The organism is Allobranchiibius sp. GilTou38 (genome assembly GCF_017565325.1).
GTDB lineage: Bacteria > Actinomycetota > Actinomycetes > Actinomycetales > Dermatophilaceae > Allobranchiibius > Allobranchiibius huperziae.
In genome coordinates, this window is sequence record NZ_JAGEKN010000006.1 from 584,362 (window position 1) to 602,073 (window position 17,712).

A 17,712-nucleotide genomic window follows, 5' to 3' on the forward strand; every position below is an offset into this window, starting at 1 on the left:
GCCCGTGATGGTGACGAAATTCCGCCGAGATGACTTTTCCATACGATCTCCGATCGCAGAATTCTGCAGTCCTCGCAGGGACCTGCACCACGGCGCGTGGCGCTCGCTGAATCTAACACCCGAAGTCGGTTTTCCCCGAGGAAATCTGGGCATCGTGTTCAGCCAATATCCTGGGAATTGGCTGGGCGGCTTATTGACAGTTGATAATTTTCGTGTTAATCCGTAGCCGACCTCCTGTCGGATTGCTTTTCTTCGCGATCTGGTTACGGGTCAAAACTCGCCTTCGGCTCGTATGCTGCCGACGTGAGCGGTCGCTCACGACCGGCTCTCGCAAAGGATGCAAGCATGCTGAAGAAAATCGCCGTCGCGGTAGGGGCCACCGCGCTCGCCGGTACCGGCCTCGCGCTGTCGAGTCCCTCGGCGCACGCGGCACCCCTCCATCCGGCAGGTTCCATCTATCTGCACGGCACCACGCACCTCGCGCACTTCTGGAGTCGCACCGACTGCGAGGCCCACGCGAAGTACGAGGTCGGGCTCGTCACGAAGGCGTCTGCGACGCAGACCCTGCTGCCTGCGGTGCAGCGCGCCAACGACGAGGGCCCGGAGTACCGATTCGCCTGCTATCCCTTACGCAGCGGTCAGTGGAGCTATCTCACGGCGTACATGTCGAAGACCGGGAATCCGATCCAGTCCGCGGATCTCTACCTCGACACCACCAACCGGCAGTCGCAGGTCGAAGCGGGCACGAGCATCGACACCCAGGACGTGTGGCCGTTCGCTCACGTGGTGACGCACGACGCCGCGACCACCAAGACGTCAACCTGCAACGCGCAGCGCAACTACATCGTCAACGAGATCAAGAAGAGCCTCAGCCTGCGGTTGATCGGAGCCGACAAGGTCTGCACGGTGTCCAACGGCAAGGTCAGCTATGAGGCCGACTACGCCTCGACAGGCCCGAGCGGGCTGCCCTACGACCACGTGTCCACATCCGCCTCGGAGTTCCAGCCCATCCTGGACGTGCTCGGCTACAAGTACCCCGGCGCACCCACCTACAACAAGGTGAGCTCCCACCACCTGGTGGCCTGGAAGTAACCACACCCGGCCCACACGGGCCCGACCTACGACAGCCCCTGCCCGCCATCGCGGTCGGGGGCTGTCGTAGGTCGGGGGTGGATCTGCACCCGGCGCCGCGCGCGCTCCACCGGCGTTCTCTCCTGCCCATCACCCGATGGAGATCTGTACCTGTGATCGGGAAGCTCCGTAGCTGCAGCAGAGCGGCGAACCGCGCGTCCGGATTGGCAAGGTCCAGCTCGCCCACCTCTGCCAGGCGACGCAGACGATAGCGGAAGGTGTTGGGGTGCACGAAGAACACAGCCGCCGCCGCGTTCACGTCGCCGAACGCGTCCAGCCACGCTCGCAGGGTCTGAACCAGATCCGTACCGTGCACGGCGTCGTACGACACCAGCCGCGCGAGCGGACCGGTCACCCGGTCGCCGCGGACCGCGACCTGGTCCCGCAGCTCGGACAGCAGCGACGAGATGTAGAGATCAGACAGCTGGGCGACCCGAGGGGCGCCGCCCAGCTCTCGCAGCACCCGTACGGTCCGATCGGCGTACTGCCGGGCGTGCGCGAGCCCTTCAGCATGCAGCGCTGTCGGGCCGACACCCACGATCAAGGACAACCGGTCGCCGATCCTGTCGATGAAGTCGGTGGCGACTCTGACGGCCCACGGCTCCTGGTCAGCTCCGTACACCGGCAGCAACTCGTAGAAGGTGCCGCTGGTCTTTAGGTGGTCATGCAACTCCTCCGCACTGCCCTCCCAGTCATCCCACGGATGGCACAGGAACAGGTCTCGCTCGTCCGGGTGAGCGACGGCCTGCTCGGCAGCCTTCGCGGTGTAGGGCTGGACTGCCCCTAGCCGATATGCTGCTCGAAGCAGCGGCTGCACAACCCGTCAGAGACTCGCCGCATGGATTCAGGACAAACTCGGGCCCTCGATGGGACAACCGGTCTTGAGCCTCACCTCGCTCATCGAGACACCCGGGGCCACCTCGACCACCCGCGGCCCGGTCTCGGTGACATCGATGACGCACAGGTCGGTGATGATCCGCTGCACCACCCGGAGACCGGTGTGCGGCAGGAAACAGCGGTCCAGGATCTTGTGCGAGCCGTCCTTGGCGACATGCTCCATCAGGACGATGACTCGCTTGGCGCCGTGGACGAGGTCCATCGCACCGCCCATCCCCTTGACCATCTTCCCAGGAATCATCCAGTTCGCGATGTCACCCTCCGCGCTGACCTGCATCGCGCCCAGGATGGCGACGTCGATCTTGCCACCGCGGATCATCCCGAAACTGGCTGCTGAGTCGAAGTAGCTCGCTCCGCTCCGTATCGTGATGGTCTCCTTGCCGGCATTGATCAGATCCGGGTTGACCTCCCCGTCGAGAGGGTAGGGACCGACGCCGAGCACCCCGTTCTCACTGTGCAGCACCAGCTCCACGTCATCGCCGACGAAGTTCGGAACGAGCGTCGGCAATCCGATGCCGAGGTTCACGTACGACCCGCTCACCAGCTCCGCTGCGGCTCGAGCTGCCATCTCATCGCGTGACCAGCTCATGCAGGTTGCCTCACAATCGTCTTCTCGATGCGCTTGTCGGCGGCTTGTTCGGAGGTGAGCGCGACGACCCGGTGCACGTACACGCCAGGCGTCTGCACGTCGTTGGGGTCTATCTGCCCGGGTTCGACGAGATGTTCCACCTCCGCGATCGTCAGCCGGCCGCACATCGCAGCCAGAGGGTTGAAGTTGCGCGCTGAATCGCGGTACACGAGGTTGCCGTGCCGGTCGCCCTTCCACGCGCGCACCAACCCGACGTCCGCCACGATCGCGTCCTCCAGCACGAAGTCGCGTGCACCGTGCTCGGTGGGGAAGGACCGCACTTCCTTCGGTGGCGAGGCGATGGCCACCTCACCCCGGGAGTCGTAACGCCAGGGCAGCCCGCCGTCCGCGACCTGGGTTCCGACCCCGGTAGCAGTGAAGAACGCCGGGATCCCGGAACCGCCGGCACGCATCCGCTCTGCCAGGGTGCCCTGCGGAGTCAGTTCGACCTCCAACTCCCCACCGAGATACTGCCGGGCGAACTCCTTGTTCTCCCCCACGTACGACGCCACGACGCGTCGTAGCCGTTTGGCCATCAGCAACCGACCCAATCCCCAGTCGTCGACTCCGCAGTTGTTGGAGACGACCTGCAGATCGTCGATGCCGGACATCAGAACGGCCTCGATCAGGACGACGGGAACGCCGCACAGCCCGAAACCGCCGACCGCCAGCGTGGCACCGGACGCGATGTCGGCGACGGCCTCGCCCGCGCTGGACCAGACCTTGTCCAGGCCGTGTCCGACAGACGGAGACTTCGGCGAGGTCGCAGTGTTCACAGTTGTCCACCACGCAGTTCGATGATCTCCATGGCGCGTCTCTTCGCCAGATCGGTGTACTGGGCCGCCGCGGCTTTCGCCGCGGTCCCGTCGCCGGCCTCCAGACCCTCGATGATGCCCCGTTGTGCGTCGATGAAGCTCTGCGACGTGACCGGGGTCGACCCGAAACTCTTCGTCATGACCTGCTTGATGGCGAGGCTGCCGAAGGTTGCAGTCAGGACGACGTTCTCCGCCAGTTCGACCAGGGTCTGATGGAACAGATAGTTCGCATCCAGGTACGCGTCGAAGTCGACGAATCGGTCGTCCACCAGCAACGCGGCCATCTGCTCGAAATGCTCGCGCAGGGCGGACAACCGCGCAGGGGGGACTCGCCCCACGATCTGGTCGATGACGCCCAGCTCGATGATCAGGCGAGCGTCGAAAGTACTGTCCGACGTCCGCAGATCGAACGGGGTGACCACGTAACCCAGCGCCGGATCCCGGCGTACGAGCCCGTCGGCAGCCAGTCGGGTCAACGCATAGAACGCGCCCGACTCATCCACCTCGAGGGCGCCGGCCAGTTCGAGCAGGGGAATGACGTCGCCGGATGCGTAGTCCCGGTCGAGCACCTTCTGTCGCGCGGTGCGGTAGATCTGGTCGTCGCGTGCGAATTCGAAGCGCCCGAAACCACCCTTGTAGTAGGTGAGGGGTTGCCCTGACCCCGTCTTCGCCGAGACCACATCGCCGAAGAAGACCGAGTGGGTGCCTCCGACCACCTTCTCGGAGACGACGCATTCGATCGTCGCCAACGCGTCGGAGATGAGGGGCAGGTCCAGTTCGCCCGAGGTGACCTGCACCCCGGCGAACTTGTCGTCGCTGGGGACCGCGAACTGGTGGGCGAGCCGGCCATGAGACTCGCTCAGCACGTTGATCGCGTATCGCATGGACGTCGCAACCGCGCCGGACGTGGGAACGGCGTTGTTGAGGCACGCGAGCATCATGGGCGGGTCCGAGGACAGCGATGTCACCGAACTTGCGGTCATGCCGTACCGGACGCCGTCCAGCTGGGTGGTCACGACGGTCACCCCGCTCGCGAGGTGGCCGACGACCCGGCGGAACTCACGGGGATCGATCCCCTCGGGGCTCTCATCGGTGGGTGTCGTCATGGGTGTCTCCGATCACTTGTCGTACGACGGGACCGACGGCAAGAAGGTCAGCAGGGCCTGCGCGAAGGATTGGGGGTGTTCGATGACAGCAGCGTGACCGCCGGGCATCCACGTCGGGGTGGGGTGACCCAGCGCGGGAGCGAGTCGTGTCGCCGCGTCGCGGAACGGCGGCGCATCCTGCGTCCCGCACATCACGCAGGACGGACAGGTGATACGCGTGACGTACTCGGACACGTCCACGGCCGCCAGGAGCTCGCACGCCCGGGCGTATCCCTCCGTGTCGGTGGAGCTCAGCCGGGACCGAACGGCGTCCACCTGCGGGGACCCGGAGGTGCGGAAGGCATCGGTGAACCACAGCGCGAGGGTCGGCTCGATGATCGGTGCGACGCCCGAGGCGCGAACGTCGACGGCGCGTCCGCGCCACATCTCCTGCATGGCCGGCGGATAGACGTCGACCGCATCGGCGATGGTGACGCTGCTGACCTCCGTCGTCCGGGTCGCCGCAAGCACCGTGGCGATGAGCCCTCCCAGGGACACCCCCACGAGGTCGTACTGCGCGATCCCACGACGGGCCAGCTCGGCGGCCACCGCCTCCGCATGCTGCGCGACGTCCGCGCCGCGATGAAGAGGCGCGCACGTACCGTGGCCGGGAAGGTCGAGCGCCACCACCGGACGCCCGCCGAGGTGCGGCAGAACGGCGTCCCAGAAGGTGTGGTCCACCCCCAGCGGATGCAGGAGCACCAGGGGCGCGGGTCCCATCACCGGTCGCTCGAGCGTGCCGAGAGGGCGGGAGCGTCGGACGGGGCGGGCGTCCGCGCGACGTTCATGACCAGCGCCAACGTGGTGTAGTAGCCGACCGTCGCGACCGCCTCCACCAGGGCCTGATCGCCCATGGCGCGCTCCATCTCGTCGTAGGTCTGGTCATCGACCTGACCGGTGCCAAGCAGGGACGTGACGGCGCGCGCCACGAGCGCGATCTCGGGTCGTCCGCCGGACGGGGCACGACCGGACTCGACGTCCTCGACCACCGACGCGGGCACACCCGACGCCAGCGCCAGCGGGTGGTGGTGCCCCCACTCGAAGGACTGGTCCCAGTGCCGTGCGACCAGCAGGACGATGAGCTCGAACAGGTCGTCGTCCAGCGAACTGGAGTACCGCAGGTACTCCCCCACCCGCTGGACGCGGGTCATCAACTGCGGGGCCCGCAGCATCGGCACGAACGGACCGACCAACGCACCCCGCGGCCCGGCGACGATCTCGTCGACGGCATCGGCCTGCTCGGGTGAGAGCACCTCGGTCGGCGGCATCGGCAACCGGTCGGGACCCACGGTCATCGCGGCTCCACGTCGCCGATGGCCGCGTTCACCGCGGGCATGACCTCGGTCGCCATCAGTTCCATGGAACGGCGGCCCAGACCCTCGTCGACCCAGTCCATTCCGGCGTACACGAGTTCTCCGAAGCCGCCCACCTGAGCGTTGAACTCGACCAGCTGCTCGGCGACCTCCTCCGCCGTCCCGGCGATCACGAGGTCGTCGAGGATGCCCTCGAGCGTCACCTCGTCGTCCGGCTGCTCCCTGGAGGACTTGAACAGCTCCAACCGGCCGAGCTTGCGCATCTTCTTGAGCATCTGGGAGTAGTAGAAGCGGTAGGGGCTGTCCTCCTGCACCTTGGCGTAGGCGACGGCCTCCTCGTGCGTATCGGCGACGAAGATGGTGCGAGCCACGCGCCAGTCCGCGATATCGGCGGTGACGCCGACATCGGTCTTGCCCTGCACGTAGTTCGGCCAGTGGGTGGCGACCCACTGCGGAAGCAGGAAGTTGGCCGACATGGGGTGGAAGTCCTTGCGTCCCATCTCGATGACCCCCTTGGAGAACGGGGCCACGACGGTCCCCACGATCTCGGGGCGCGGCTGCTGCAGCGGCTTGGGAAGGACGCCGACCCCGACGTTCTGGTCGATGGTCTGCCGTGTCGACACCTTGAACCGGTTGTCCGGCAGATCGATGTCGTAGGGGGGCTCGGACTCCCAGACGGCGGTGATGACATCGACCGCCTCCGCGAACATCTTGTTGCGGTTCTCGTCGAGGATGCCGAGCACCTCGGCATCCGATGCGAGGGCCCCGGGGCTCACACCGAGGATGAGGCGACCGTTGCTCAGATGGTCGAACATGGCGGAGTTCGCGGCGACCAGCACCGGGTGCTGGTGGGACAGGTTCGTCGTACCCGTGCCCAGCCGGATCTGGCTCGTCTCGTTGATGAGGGTCGCCAGGAACAGCAGGCTGTTGGTGACGTTCTCGTGCTCGTCGGTCAGGTGCTCGCCGATGAACGCGTCGTGGTAGCCGAGGCTGTCCGCCAGGATGACGGCCGTGCGGTCCTCGTGGAGGGTCTCCTGCCACGTGCGACCGTGAGGGTGCAAGGGCATGGCGAAATAGCCGAGCTTCATGTGGTGTCTCTCTCAGGAGTGTGACGGTGGGTGGGTCCGAAGGACCCTGACGAGGTGACCGTCGCCGCTCTCTCGACGACGACCGGTCCGATCGGTGCGGTTCAGTTGATGTTCTGTGGTTGCAGGCACTGCTCCAGGACAGCGAAGACGCATGCCGTGTCCTGCTGAAGTCGCCCCTGGGCTGCGGCCATCTCGTAGAAGACGGCCGTGGCCGACAGCAGCGGCGTCGGGCTGTGCAGATCGCCCGCCATCTCCTGGATCGCGAGCAGGTCCTTCTGGAAGACCTGCACGCTGGCTGTCGCGTGGTCGTAGGAGCCGGCCGCCATCAACGGGCCCCGGACCTCGAACATCCGCGACGTGCCCGCGCCGTCACCGACGGACTTCAGGACCTGATCGAGATCGAGGCCGGCGCGTTGCGCGAGTAGAAGGGCCTCGGCTGCGGCCATGTTGTGGATCGCGACGAGCAGATTGGCGACCAGCTTCATCCGAGTGCCGTTGCCGAACTCCCCCACGTCGTGCACCGCTCGGGTCATGGCCTGCACCACGGGGGTGGCGAGGACGACCGCCTCCTCCTCGGAAGCGGCCAGATAGGCGACCAGGTCGCCGCGTTCGGCCTGAGCACTGGTGCCGCTCACCGGACAGTCGAGCAGCGCGCAGCCGTAGCGTGCGGCCAGATCGCGCAGTGCCTCCTTCTGGCGAAGCGCCAGAGTGCTGGTCTCCACGATGACCAGACTCCGTGCCTGGTCCCGGGCGGCCGATCCCAGGGAATCGACGACCGCACGTACGGCGTCGAAGGTGGGTAGCGAGGTGACCACCACTCGCGTCGCCCGCGGCAGGTCTGCGAGATCGTCCACCACGTGACCACCGCGGTCGCGATGACGCGCGACGGCAGCCGCGTTCACGTCGTACCCGAGGACCTTCCATCCGGCGTCGGCCAGGCTGCGCGACATGGGGTCCCCCATGGCCCCCAGGCCGACGAACCCCACGACCCGCGCATCGGGGTCGTGCGCGCCTGCGCTGTCGGGTGTCATCGCTGCACCTTATGGATGCCCGGCGTCCAACTACCGCCGAGATGGGCGTCCGCGGTGGACGGGCGGGCCGTGGCCGCCTCGAACAGATAGTCACGAGCCGCCAGCACCCGGGTCTTGATCTGGTCGATGTCGTGATGCAACAGCCGACCGTGCCGCTTCACGGCCTGGCCCCTCACGAAGACACTGTCCACGAGACCGGGGTGACCGGAGTAGACCAGCGCGCCGGCCGGGTTGTTCAGAGGCGTCATGGCGAAGCCGTCGGCCCTGACCATGATGAGGTCGGCGTCCTTGCCGGGGGTGAGGCTGCCGGTGACCGTGTCCAGTCCCAGTGCGCGAGCACCCTGCAGGGTCGCGAACTCGATGACATCGCTGCACGACAGACGTACGGCGTCCTGCTCGCCCGGGCGCTCCTCGGCCGCGTTGTCCAGCGCACGCTGGATCCCGATGGTGGCCTTCATGGCGTTGAACATGTCGCCGCCGTTGGAGACGCATACATCGACCGACAGCGAGGGCCGCACTCCGACGTCGAGCAACCGGCCCGTCGCCGGCCAGCCCAGACCCATCTGGGCCTCGACATCGGCCGACACCGACGCGGTGCCACCGGAGTCGGCGATCATCCGGAACTCGTCAGGAGACAACGAACTGCAGTGCACATGGGTGACGGTGTCGTTCAGCATGCCGTTGTCGTGCATCCAGGCGACAGGTCGTCGTTTGCCCCACTCACCGTCCCCGTTGTGGACCGTCACGCGCAAGCCGGATTCGCGGACCAGGGCCCAGTCGGCGTGAGCGACGTCCGGCACGCTGAACTGCGGGCCCCGCAGAGCGAAGGCCATTGTCACAAGTTGGTCCGTCGACGAGAAGTACTGATCGCGGATACGCATCACATCGTGGGTGTGGGGCACCGTGCTCGGCAGATTCCACATCGAGGCGCCCCCACCGTGCGCGAAGACCGCCCGCATCCCCGAGGCGACGAGTGCCTCGACGGCGGCATCCGCGTGCTGCGGCGTGTCGATGTTGTGCGACCAGTCGAGCAGGGTGGTGATCCCGCTGTCGAGCGCCTCCAGGGCACCCCAGAGGTTGCCCAGGTAGGTGTCCTGCGGGCGGAAGTCGCCGCTCAGGCCGAGGTGCACCCCGGTGAGGTACTGACCGTGCGTCCAGTCCGAACCGATGTGGCGGATGAGCGACTGCCACAGGTGCCGGTGCGAATCGACGAATCCCGGCATGACGATGTGGCCGGTGGCGTCGATGACCTCACAGTCGGTGGCATCCAGGCCGTGACCCACCGCGGCGATGCGAGATCCTTCGATCAGGACATCGGCACGGTCCAACTGGCCCAGGTTCGGGTCGACGGTCAGCACCGTGGCGTTCTGGATGAGAATGCGGTGGTCGGACAATTGCGGCTCCTTCGCTTGACATGACCTGGATCACATTCAAGCCCGCGACCCGCCCGGGCACATTGGCGCGAGGTGGGAAAAACCCTCACCCGACTGACAGCATCCGTTATGCCTTGGTTCGCTGTCTCCGTCACTGACGTCGATCGGCCGCGGCGCGACCTCTTCCCGTCGGGCGAGCACGGTCACCGGGTGGCGAGCATCCGGCGCAGACGAAGGGCCACCAGGATCTCCGTACGCCGATCCTGGTAGGCGCCCAGGATCTCCTGCACCTTCTGCAACCGGTTGCGAACCGTGTGCTCGTGCAGCTGCAGGTAGTTCGCGGCGGCCACATGGCTGCCCAGCCTGAACGACGCCTCGATCGTGTCGCGCAGCTTGCCGGCCTCCAGGCTGCTGTCGGCGAGCGCGCCCAGCTCCTGGTCCAGGAACTCTTGCGCGAGCTCCGGGGACTGCATCAGCAGGACCTCCAGGCGCAGCTGGGCGTACTGCACGACGGTGGGCGTGGTGCGATCGGACCACCCGGCCTCCAGCGATTCGACCTGGCGCACCTGCTGGTAGGCCTTGCAGAAGCCTGTGGTCCCGGGCCGTGGTTCACTCAGACAGGCGGTCACCCCAGCTTTCCGCAGGGTCGCCACCACCCGACCGATCCGCTCGTCCGACCAGGTCTTCGGTGATCCGAGCCAGATGGCCGAGCAGCCGAGACGGACCGGGTACACCAGGCTCCCGCTGGGGCGGACGGCCTCTCGCAACCCCACCAGGAGCTGGTTCGCCAGGCCCTGGGGGGTGTACGGGAGCAGGATCGCCAGGTGCGACGCATCGAGCGCGTATCCGAGGATGATCAGATCGGCCGGCGACAGTCCGGCCTCGCGCCCCTCCAGCAGGTCGCGCACGAGACGTTGCTGCACGTGCGCCTTCGATCTGTTGAGGGCGTCCTCGGATCGCGCGAGATCCTGGGCCATCCGGGATATCACGGCGTCGGAGTAGGCCTGGACGACGATCGCCAGCGTGGTCAGCGCATCGACGGCATCGTCCCGGGACAGTTCGAGGCGCTGGGCCTCGGCCGCGACGACCTGGGACCACTCCTGCCCCTGCAGGAAGAAGCTGATGCGGTACGAGCGCTGCAGGGACGCCTGCTCGACCCGGACCTCGGCCTCCAGAGCCGTGAATCGCAGCCGGTGGGTCAGCGGGATGTCGTCCAGGTCCAACTGTCCGGCCAGGACGTCCCGTAACGCCTGCGCGTTCTCACTGACACTCGCCTCCAACGCCTCCAGGAAGACCGCGTCGTCGATGTTCTCGCGAAACACCGCCGAGGCGCACTTGTCGACGATGGCTCGTCGCATCGGACCCGTGTCGTGCGACTTGACAGCTCGACGGGCCCACTCGGGGAGCGCCGACTCGCCCTCCATGCCCGGAAAATGATCGGCGAGTTCCATGGATCCCCCTGTCCTACCGACGAAGTCGTTCGAGCTTCCCGCTCGCCGCGGATCGCGAGATCGCTTCGAACGTGTCCACGTTGAGCTGAATGTCGGACGTCGCCACAGGGTACGACGCCCCGCCGTTCACCGAGTCCGCGAAAGCCTGCAGGTTGGCGACGACGGACGGGAACGGTGGGAAGTACTCAGCCCGAGGTTCTCCTCCACGCAGGACCGTGGTGACGTCCCACCCCATGGACTTCTCCGGGTGGTTGCGGTCCCTGATCTCCGTCCACCCCTCCGAGCCCATCACGCACACGCGGCCGATGAAGGGGGTGGTCAGCACCGCGGTGATGACGGCGGTGGACCCGGACTCGAAGCCGATGGTGACCACGAGGGTGTCACCGTTGGCGAATCCGGTGGCCAAGGTGCCGAGCCGTGCGTGCACCTCCGCGGGAGCGCCGAACATGCTGATCGCCAGGTCAACCAGATGGATCCCGGTGGCCGACAACGGCCCCACCGGCGCCAACGACGAGGACAGACGCCAGTTGTCCGGAGGCAGGCTGAGGAACTTGTCCTGACTAAAGTTCCCTTCGAACACGAGGGGAACGCCCAACACACCGGTGCGCAGATCGTTCTGCAGCTGCTGGACGGCGGGCTCGAAGCGGCGTTCGTGCCCGATCCCCACACCGACGCCCGCTGCCTTGATCGCGGCCAGTGCGGTACGAGCGTCCCCGGAGTTCACCGAGAACGGCTTTTCGCAGAACACGTGTTTCCCGGCCTCGGCCGCTTGAACGATCTGCTCCAGGTGCAGCGGGTGCGGCGAGCACAGAACGACGGCGCGCACCTCGTCGTCCTCGAGAGCGTCGGCGAGGGAGGACGTCGTCGGGATGCCGAACCGATCCCCCACCCGAGCGCATTGCTCCTGATCGACGTCGACCCCGCGGATCACCCGCAAGTGCTCGTTGTCCTGCAGGCCGTCGATGATGGTGCTTCCCCACCAGCCGAGACCGACGACCGCGACGGGGACGGGCTCTCGGGAAGCGTCGGGTGTGCGATGCGCGGTCGATGTCGTGTCCGTCATTGCGCTGTGAACCCACCGTCGACGAGAAGTGCGTGGCCCGTGATGAACGACGAGGCGTCCGATGCCAGGAACAAGGCCGCGTCGGCCTGCTCCTGAGGTGTGCCCAGACGACCCAACGGGTGGTGGTCGACGAGCCACTGCATCGTGGCCGCCCGGTCGCCCGTGGCCTCCGCCCACCCGTCGAGGAACTCCGTCTGAGTGGCGCCGGGGCACAGCGCGTTGACGCGGATGCGATCGGGCGCCAGCTCCAGCGCCAGGGACTTGCTGAGGCTGATCGCCGCGGCCTTGGTCATGGCGTAGGCGGCGGAGCCTCCCGCCCCGACCATCCCGAAGGTGGAGCCCAGGTTGATGATGCTGGCGCTCGGGGACTGCCTCAACAGCGGGACGGCATGCTTGGTGACCAGGTACATGCTCGTCAGGTTGCAGGCCAGGAGGTAGTTCCACTCCTCCAGCGCCATGTCCTCCAACGGTCCGGCCGGAGCGACACCGGCGTTGTTCACCACGATGTCGAGACGCCCGAACACGGCACGACAGTGCTCGATGAGCGTCGCGACCTGCGCCTCGTCGCTGGCGTCACCGCCGACGAACTGCACGTCGGCGTCGTCGCCCCGCAGCCGCTGCGCCATGGCCTCGCCCTCCGCCAGCCGCCGACCGGTGATGATGACGTGGGCGGACTGGGCGGCGAACGTCTCGGCGATAGCGGCCCCGATGCCGCTCACCGCTCCGGTGACGAGGGCAACGCGACCGGCCAGACTGCCGGGCGCTGATCGGTCGGGGACGTTGGCTGGGATCGTCGTCGTCTCCATCAGCAGGCCATGTTCGCGACGGCGGTCTGTTCCATCGAGATCAGGGACATGCTCTCCTCGGGTGGCAGCACCATCCCGGCGGTGCGCATCACGGCATCCATGATCCAGTCGCGCGACTCCTCCGCACGACGGCGGGCGGCGTCGTAGTCCACACCGACGAGGCGGCCGTCCTTCTTGACGGCCTTTCCGGCGACGAAGACGGTGTCGATGTCCTGGGGGTGGGAGTGGAACACCACCATCCCCGGCTCCTCGTTGATCGGCCACATGGTGGGGCTGTCGCCGCTGATGATGAGGACGTCCGCCTGTTTTCCGGCCTCGAGACTACCCGTGACCGATCCCAGGCCGAGCGCCTCGGCGCCGTTGATGGTCCCCCAGGCGAGCGCGTCCATCGAACTGGTCTCGAGCCGGAGCGGCATCTCGCGTCGGGCGTTGAACGAGTCGTTGACGCGCACCCGGGCGTCCTGCAGCCCGAGGCGCAACTGACCGACGATGTCACCGCCGTTCAGCGTGATGATGTCGCAGCCCACCGTCGACCGGATTCCGGCGGCCTTGGCCTCGTTGAACACCGGGTGACCCATCCCCATCTGGATCTCGGTGTCGGGCGTGGACACGATCGTGCACCCGGCATCCGCGAGGTACCTGAACTCGTCGGGGGTGCTGGTGTTGCAGTGCACGTGAATCTGGCTGGGCGACAGCAGACCCGCCTCGTGCATGGGTGCCACTCCCTGCGAGACGGTGACACCGAAGTAGTTGTTGTTGTGGATGGACTGCGGCACTCCCATGTCGAGAGCTGCGGTGATCTCCTTGACCGAGGAACTCCACGGGATCAGACCCGTCTCGGTCAGCGCCATGCCCATCGTGACCAGTGCCGACGGGGAGGACAGGTACTCGTCGTGGATGCGGTGGGCGTCCTTGATGCGATCGTCCACCGAGGTGAAGGCCGGGTGGTCCACGGGCGCGGGCACCAGTCCGTAGCCGTACACGGCTCGCATCCCGCTCTCCAGGAGCGCCTCCACACCCGCCGATGCGTGCTCGGGACTGTTGTTGCTGTGGGAATAGTCGAACACCGTGGTGACGCCCGCGTTCAGAGCCTCCAGCGCTCCGATGTAGTTGCCGGCGCCGATGTCCTCGGCGCGCAGAACCGGCGAGATGCTGAACCGGATCCCTCGCATGTACTCGTGCAGGGTCCAGTCGGTGAGCATGGCGCGCAAGTTCGTCTGCCACATGTGGCGGTGGTTGTCCACGAACCCGGGCATCACGATGCCGCCGCGGGCATCGATGATCTCCGCGTCGTCCTGCGGCAGGCCGTGCCCGACAGCCAGGATCTTGTCGTCGCCCAGCAGCACCTGCCCCCGCGAGAGCACCGAACGTTCCCTGTCCATGGTGATGACGTAGGCATTGGTGATCAGCGTCTTCTTCATGACGTCGCTTTCTTCGTTCTGAGTCGCGTGACGAGGGGGGATCTGAGGAGCTGGGCCCTACGGGCGGTGTTCGTCGTACTGAAGACGGTCACCACAATGAGCAGGCCGCCCGTCAGGAGACTGACGGTGTACTGCGGGCTCGCGAGGGTGGTGAACAACTGCGCGAAGAAGCACAGACCGATACCACCGGCGATGATGCCCAGCGGATTGCCGCGTCCACCGCTCAGCGCGATACCTCCCAGCAGGGTTGCGGTGACAGCGAAGATGAGCGGTGACAGCCCCGGGTTGGCCGTGGCGGTCGCGACGCCGAAGCTCTGCAGCGAGCCGCCCAGGGCCGACAGTACTGCGGAGGCCACGAAGGCGCCGACCACCATCAGATTGACCCGTACGCCTGCCGTACGGCTGGCACGCCGACCACCGCCCGTGGCGCGCATGTTGCGCCCCAGGGTCGTCCCCATCACCACCACCGCCACGACGGCCATGGCCACCAGCGCCACCACTATCTTCAGGGAGAGGATGGACGCGATGGGCTGATTCAACCGGCCGCTGAAGGCGTAGTTGGAGAACGGAATGCTCTTGTTGTTCGAGATGGTCCCGGTGAGACCGAGGCTGGCGAGATAGCCACCCAGGGTCACGGCCATCGAGTTGATGCCGAGGTGTGCCACAAGCAGCCCTTGGACGAGCCCGAACGCCGCGCACACGAGCAGTGCGCAGAGGATGCCGAGGACCGGGTGGTGCACGCCGAACTTCACGGCGATCATCCCTCCCAGCGCGTACGTTCCCACCACCGAGAGGTCGAACTCGCCCACGATCATCGTCAGGCCGAGTGCCAGTGCCACGAGTCCCAGTGCCGCGAAGCTCTGCAGGGCGTTGTACACGCTGAAGGAGTTGACCGGGACGTTCCGAAGGGGCGGCACGACGAAGAGTGCGATGAGCATGAGCACGGGGAAGATCAGAGGAGCTCCGTGGGCCCGGATGCTGTGCCCGATCCCGGCGGGATGCCCCTGCGCTGTGGCGGTCACGATGCCTCTTTCGCTCGGCGGGTCAGATGATTGACGACGACGACGCACGCCACGATGACTCCGAGGACCAGGAGCGCGACGGGAGAGGAATACCCGCGTAACAGCAGCATGTCCTCGATCGCCGCGATGACGAGGGCCCCCACCGCGGAGCGGAGCACCGAACCCGTGCCGCCGGTAACGGCGGTGCCGCCGACCAGGACCGCCGCGATGGAGTCGTACGTGAGCGTGCCGGTCGTGGTGAGGGTGCCGCTCTGGTTGAAGGCTCCGAGCAGGACTCCGGCCACCGCCGCCGTCAGACCGGCGGCGGCGAACGCCATCGTGGTGAGACGTGTGATGGGCAGTGCGCTCGCTCGGGCCGCCGGGAGGCTCTCCCCCATCAACATGATCTGACGACCGAACACGGTGCGCCGCCGGACGATCTCGCCCAAGACGGCGACGACCACGAAGACGTAGACGGGGAAGGGCAGTCCGAACAGGGGTGCCGCCAGGAAGCCGTAGCTGGGACCGTGGGCAGGCGGGTACACCGAGACACCACCTGTCACCCACGTGACGACGCCCTCCTGAAGAGCCCCGGCACCGATGGTCACGATGATGGGGTTGGCGCGTAGCCGGCCGACCAGCCAGCCCTGGAGCGCCAGTACGACGACTCCCAGCAGGAGCGTGAGGAGGATGGCCAGCACCATGCCGACCCGCAACGAGTACAGGAAGAACATCGCGCAAATCGCGACGGTCGTACCCACCGACAGGGAGAACAACCGACCGCCGAGGACGATGGCCGTCACGCCCACGGCGATGATGCCGACAATGGAGGCAGAGTTGATGACCACCTTGGCGTTGTCCAGCGAGTAGAACCCATGGGTCTGGGTGGAGAACACGATCAGGACCAGCGCCAGCACGATGATCGGCAACCATCGCGGGTTCAGGAAGGACCGGGTGCTCCGTGACGGGACGAGCGCCGGCTTGACGGAGGTGGACGTGCTCATGCGACTGCTCCTGCCGCCGGGCCGTGCGTCATGTCCGCAAGGACCTTCGCCGGCGTGAGCCGATCGCTGGGGTGGGTGTCGACGACCCGTCCTCCGAACATCGTCACGACGGTGTCGGCGAGCTCGAGGACCTCGTCCAACTCGGTCGAGGAGAAGATGACCGAGGTCCCCGCCGCGGCGGCGCTGCGCACCAGTTGATGGATCTCGGCGCGACCGCCGACGTCCACTCCGCGGGTCGGTTCGTCCAGCAGCAGCAGCCGGCAGGAGGTGTTCAGCAGGGATCGGGCGATCATGATCTTCTGCTGATTGCCACCGCTCAGGGTGCCCACCGGCTGCCGACGACGATCCGCCGGGATCCCCGTGAGCTGCAGCAAGGTCGACACCGCGTCGGCGTCGCGGGAGGAGCTCATGACCCCGGTGGTCGCGAGCGTGGGGAGTCGAGTGGCGACCAGATTGCGAGCGATCGAGTGGCTGAGGAAGAGGCCCTCGGACTTGCGGTCGCTCGTGGTGTAGACGACCCCGTGACGCGCGGAGCGCAACGGACTCCCGAGGGCCACCTGCACACCGTCGACGGTCATCGAGCCCGACGCACCCGCCTCCAGCCCGGCCAGGGCTCGCAGAACCTCGCTGGCTCCGCACCCCACCTGCCCTGCGAGACCTACGATCTGGCCCGGCGCCACCGAGACGCTGACATCGGCGACGCGCGGCTCGACATGCAGGTGTTCGACTACGATGGAGACCGGTGGTCGCTCGCCGTCGGCGGGGCGCGCCGGCTTGTCCAGATCGGGCAGCTGTCCCAGCATCATCTCGACCAGCGAGCCACGATCGAGCTCCGCCACGGAACGCGTGCCGATGCATCGACCGTCACGGAACACCGTGGCCCGCTGACACAGGTCCAGGATCTCGCCCAGCCGGTGCGACACGTAGATGATCGAACGACCGTCGGCGGCCATGGCGCGTACGGCCTTGAACACCATCTGGATCTCGTGGTCGCTCAACGTGGCCGTGGGCTCGTCGAGGATCAGGATGCGCGCATCGCGGCTCAGGGCTCGTGCAATCTCGACCAGTTGCTGCTCGCCGAGGGTGAGCTCGGACACGCGCCGGCCCAGCGGCACCGTCTGCAGACCGAGCGAATCGAGGATGCGCCGGAGACCGTCGGGTTTCACGCGCGATCCGCGGTGGGACCCGAGCAACATGTTCTCCGCGACGGTCAGCGTGGGGACCAGGCTCAGTTCCTGATCAACCAACGCCACCCCGCACGTCTGCGACTCGCGTGGGTTGCTGAACTCTACGACTGAGCCGTCGATCGTGACGGTGCCGGAGTCTGGCTGAACGAGGCCCGCCAGGACCTTCACGAGGGTGCTCTTGCCGGCCCCGTTGTGACCCAGCAGGGCATGGACCTCTCCGGGTCGCAGGTCGAAGGACACTCCGGACAACGCTCGGACCGCGCCGTAGCTTTTGCTGATGTCCGAGACTTCAAGGCGCATATCTGGGCCCACTGTGTACAGCTCTCAATCGGTGGAGGTGGTGGCAGGGCGCGCGTGA

At 66.9% G+C, this 17,712-nt stretch carries 16 protein-coding genes; 1 reads left to right on the forward strand and 15 read right to left on the reverse strand.

What is annotated here, in order from left to right:
• Window positions 1-345 precede the first annotated feature (345 nt).
• Window positions 346-1,092 carry a hypothetical protein gene (locus JOB34_RS17490; protein ID WP_243757711.1) on the forward strand — a complete coding sequence of 249 codons (747 nt, stop codon included), beginning with the start codon at window positions 346-348 and terminating at the stop codon, window positions 1,090-1,092.
• A gap of 883 nt (window positions 1,093-1,975) precedes the next feature.
• Here the strand turns inward: JOB34_RS17490 and JOB34_RS07915 are convergent.
• From JOB34_RS07915 to JOB34_RS07985, 15 genes are all read right to left on the reverse strand, one after another.
• Window positions 1,976-2,617, reverse strand: coding sequence for a 3-oxoacid CoA-transferase subunit B (locus tag JOB34_RS07915; protein ID WP_208052167.1), 642 nt, complete (start codon window positions 2,615-2,617; stop codon window positions 1,976-1,978).
• Window positions 2,614-3,387 (reverse strand): CoA transferase subunit A, encoded by a 774-nt coding sequence (locus JOB34_RS07920; protein WP_208052418.1) that lies wholly within the window; start codon window positions 3,385-3,387, stop codon window positions 2,614-2,616. Before JOB34_RS07920 ends, JOB34_RS07915 begins: the two co-directional genes overlap by 4 nt.
• Window positions 3,388-3,428: 41 nt before the next feature.
• Window positions 3,429-4,577, reverse strand: coding sequence for a flavin reductase (locus JOB34_RS07925; RefSeq protein WP_208052168.1), 1,149 nt, complete (start codon window positions 4,575-4,577; stop codon window positions 3,429-3,431).
• Between the two features lie 12 nt (window positions 4,578-4,589).
• Window positions 4,590-5,336 (reverse strand): alpha/beta fold hydrolase, encoded by a 747-nt coding sequence (locus JOB34_RS07930; RefSeq protein ID WP_208052169.1) that lies wholly within the window; start codon window positions 5,334-5,336, stop codon window positions 4,590-4,592.
• Complete coding sequence (locus tag JOB34_RS07935; protein WP_208052170.1) at window positions 5,336-5,911, reverse strand: carboxymuconolactone decarboxylase family protein; 576 nt, start codon at window positions 5,909-5,911, stop codon at window positions 5,336-5,338. The genes JOB34_RS07930 and JOB34_RS07935 overlap by 1 nt, the downstream gene beginning before the upstream one ends.
• Complete coding sequence (locus tag JOB34_RS07940; protein WP_208052171.1) at window positions 5,908-7,017, reverse strand: LLM class flavin-dependent oxidoreductase; 1,110 nt, start codon at window positions 7,015-7,017, stop codon at window positions 5,908-5,910. The genes JOB34_RS07935 and JOB34_RS07940 overlap by 4 nt, the downstream gene beginning before the upstream one ends.
• Before the next feature lie 101 nt (window positions 7,018-7,118).
• Window positions 7,119-8,048 (reverse strand): NAD(P)-dependent oxidoreductase, encoded by a 930-nt coding sequence (locus JOB34_RS07945; protein ID WP_208052172.1) that lies wholly within the window; start codon window positions 8,046-8,048, stop codon window positions 7,119-7,121.
• Entirely contained in the window at window positions 8,045-9,442 is a 1,398-nt protein-coding gene (locus JOB34_RS07950; protein WP_208052173.1) for an amidohydrolase family protein, read from the reverse strand. The genes JOB34_RS07945 and JOB34_RS07950 overlap by 4 nt, the downstream gene beginning before the upstream one ends.
• 182 nt (window positions 9,443-9,624) lie before the next feature.
• On the reverse strand, window positions 9,625-10,779 hold the full coding sequence (locus JOB34_RS07955; protein WP_208052174.1) for a helix-turn-helix domain-containing protein: 1,155 nt from the start codon (window positions 10,777-10,779) through the stop codon (window positions 9,625-9,627).
• A 106-nt stretch (window positions 10,780-10,885) separates the two neighbouring features.
• Complete coding sequence (locus tag JOB34_RS07960; protein WP_208052175.1) at window positions 10,886-11,935, reverse strand: Gfo/Idh/MocA family oxidoreductase; 1,050 nt, start codon at window positions 11,933-11,935, stop codon at window positions 10,886-10,888.
• Window positions 11,932-12,741 carry an SDR family NAD(P)-dependent oxidoreductase gene (locus JOB34_RS07965; protein ID WP_208052176.1) on the reverse strand — a complete coding sequence of 270 codons (810 nt, stop codon included), beginning with the start codon at window positions 12,739-12,741 and terminating at the stop codon, window positions 11,932-11,934. Before JOB34_RS07965 ends, JOB34_RS07960 begins: the two co-directional genes overlap by 4 nt.
• Window positions 12,741-14,162 carry an amidohydrolase family protein gene (locus tag JOB34_RS07970; protein ID WP_208052177.1) on the reverse strand — a complete coding sequence of 474 codons (1,422 nt, stop codon included), beginning with the start codon at window positions 14,160-14,162 and terminating at the stop codon, window positions 12,741-12,743. The genes JOB34_RS07965 and JOB34_RS07970 overlap by 1 nt, the downstream gene beginning before the upstream one ends.
• The gene (locus tag JOB34_RS07975) at window positions 14,159-15,184 is read right to left on the reverse strand and encodes an ABC transporter permease (protein ID WP_208052178.1); all 1,026 of its coding nucleotides are present in this window, start codon (window positions 15,182-15,184) and stop codon (window positions 14,159-14,161) included. Before JOB34_RS07975 ends, JOB34_RS07970 begins: the two co-directional genes overlap by 4 nt.
• Window positions 15,181-16,167, reverse strand: a complete 987-nt coding sequence (locus JOB34_RS07980; RefSeq protein ID WP_208052179.1) for an ABC transporter permease — start codon at window positions 16,165-16,167, stop codon at window positions 15,181-15,183. The genes JOB34_RS07975 and JOB34_RS07980 overlap by 4 nt, the downstream gene beginning before the upstream one ends.
• A complete protein-coding gene (locus JOB34_RS07985) occupies window positions 16,164-17,654 on the reverse strand; it encodes a sugar ABC transporter ATP-binding protein (protein WP_208052180.1) in 1,491 nt (496 codons plus the stop codon). The genes JOB34_RS07980 and JOB34_RS07985 overlap by 4 nt, the downstream gene beginning before the upstream one ends.
• Between the last annotated feature and the right edge of the window lie 58 nt (window positions 17,655-17,712).

Coding starts and splice junctions, on each gene's coding strand:
- JOB34_RS17490 (WP_243757711.1), top strand. CDS start 346: ATGCTGAAGAAAATCGCCGTCGCGGTAGGGGCCACCGCGCTCGCCGGT.
- JOB34_RS07915 (WP_208052167.1), bottom strand. CDS start 2,617: ATGAGCTGGTCACGCGATGAGATGGCAGCTCGAGCCGCAGCGGAGCTG.
- JOB34_RS07925 (WP_208052168.1), bottom strand. CDS start 4,577: ATGACGACACCCACCGATGAGAGCCCCGAGGGGATCGATCCCCGTGAG.
- JOB34_RS07930 (WP_208052169.1), bottom strand. CDS start 5,336: ATGGGACCCGCGCCCCTGGTGCTCCTGCATCCGCTGGGGGTGGACCAC.
- JOB34_RS07935 (WP_208052170.1), bottom strand. CDS start 5,911: ATGACCGTGGGTCCCGACCGGTTGCCGATGCCGCCGACCGAGGTGCTC.
- JOB34_RS07940 (WP_208052171.1), bottom strand. CDS start 7,017: ATGAAGCTCGGCTATTTCGCCATGCCCTTGCACCCTCACGGTCGCACG.
- JOB34_RS07945 (WP_208052172.1), bottom strand. CDS start 8,048: ATGACACCCGACAGCGCAGGCGCGCACGACCCCGATGCGCGGGTCGTG.
- JOB34_RS07955 (WP_208052174.1), bottom strand. CDS start 10,779: ATGCGACGAGCCATCGTCGACAAGTGCGCCTCGGCGGTGTTTCGCGAG.
- JOB34_RS07960 (WP_208052175.1), bottom strand. CDS start 11,935: ATGACGGACACGACATCGACCGCGCATCGCACACCCGACGCTTCCCGA.
- JOB34_RS07965 (WP_208052176.1), bottom strand. CDS start 12,741: ATGGAGACGACGACGATCCCAGCCAACGTCCCCGACCGATCAGCGCCC.
- JOB34_RS07970 (WP_208052177.1), bottom strand. CDS start 14,162: ATGAAGAAGACGCTGATCACCAATGCCTACGTCATCACCATGGACAGG.
- JOB34_RS07980 (WP_208052179.1), bottom strand. CDS start 16,167: ATGAGCACGTCCACCTCCGTCAAGCCGGCGCTCGTCCCGTCACGGAGC.
- JOB34_RS07985 (WP_208052180.1), bottom strand. CDS start 17,654: ATGCGCCTTGAAGTCTCGGACATCAGCAAAAGCTACGGCGCGGTCCGA.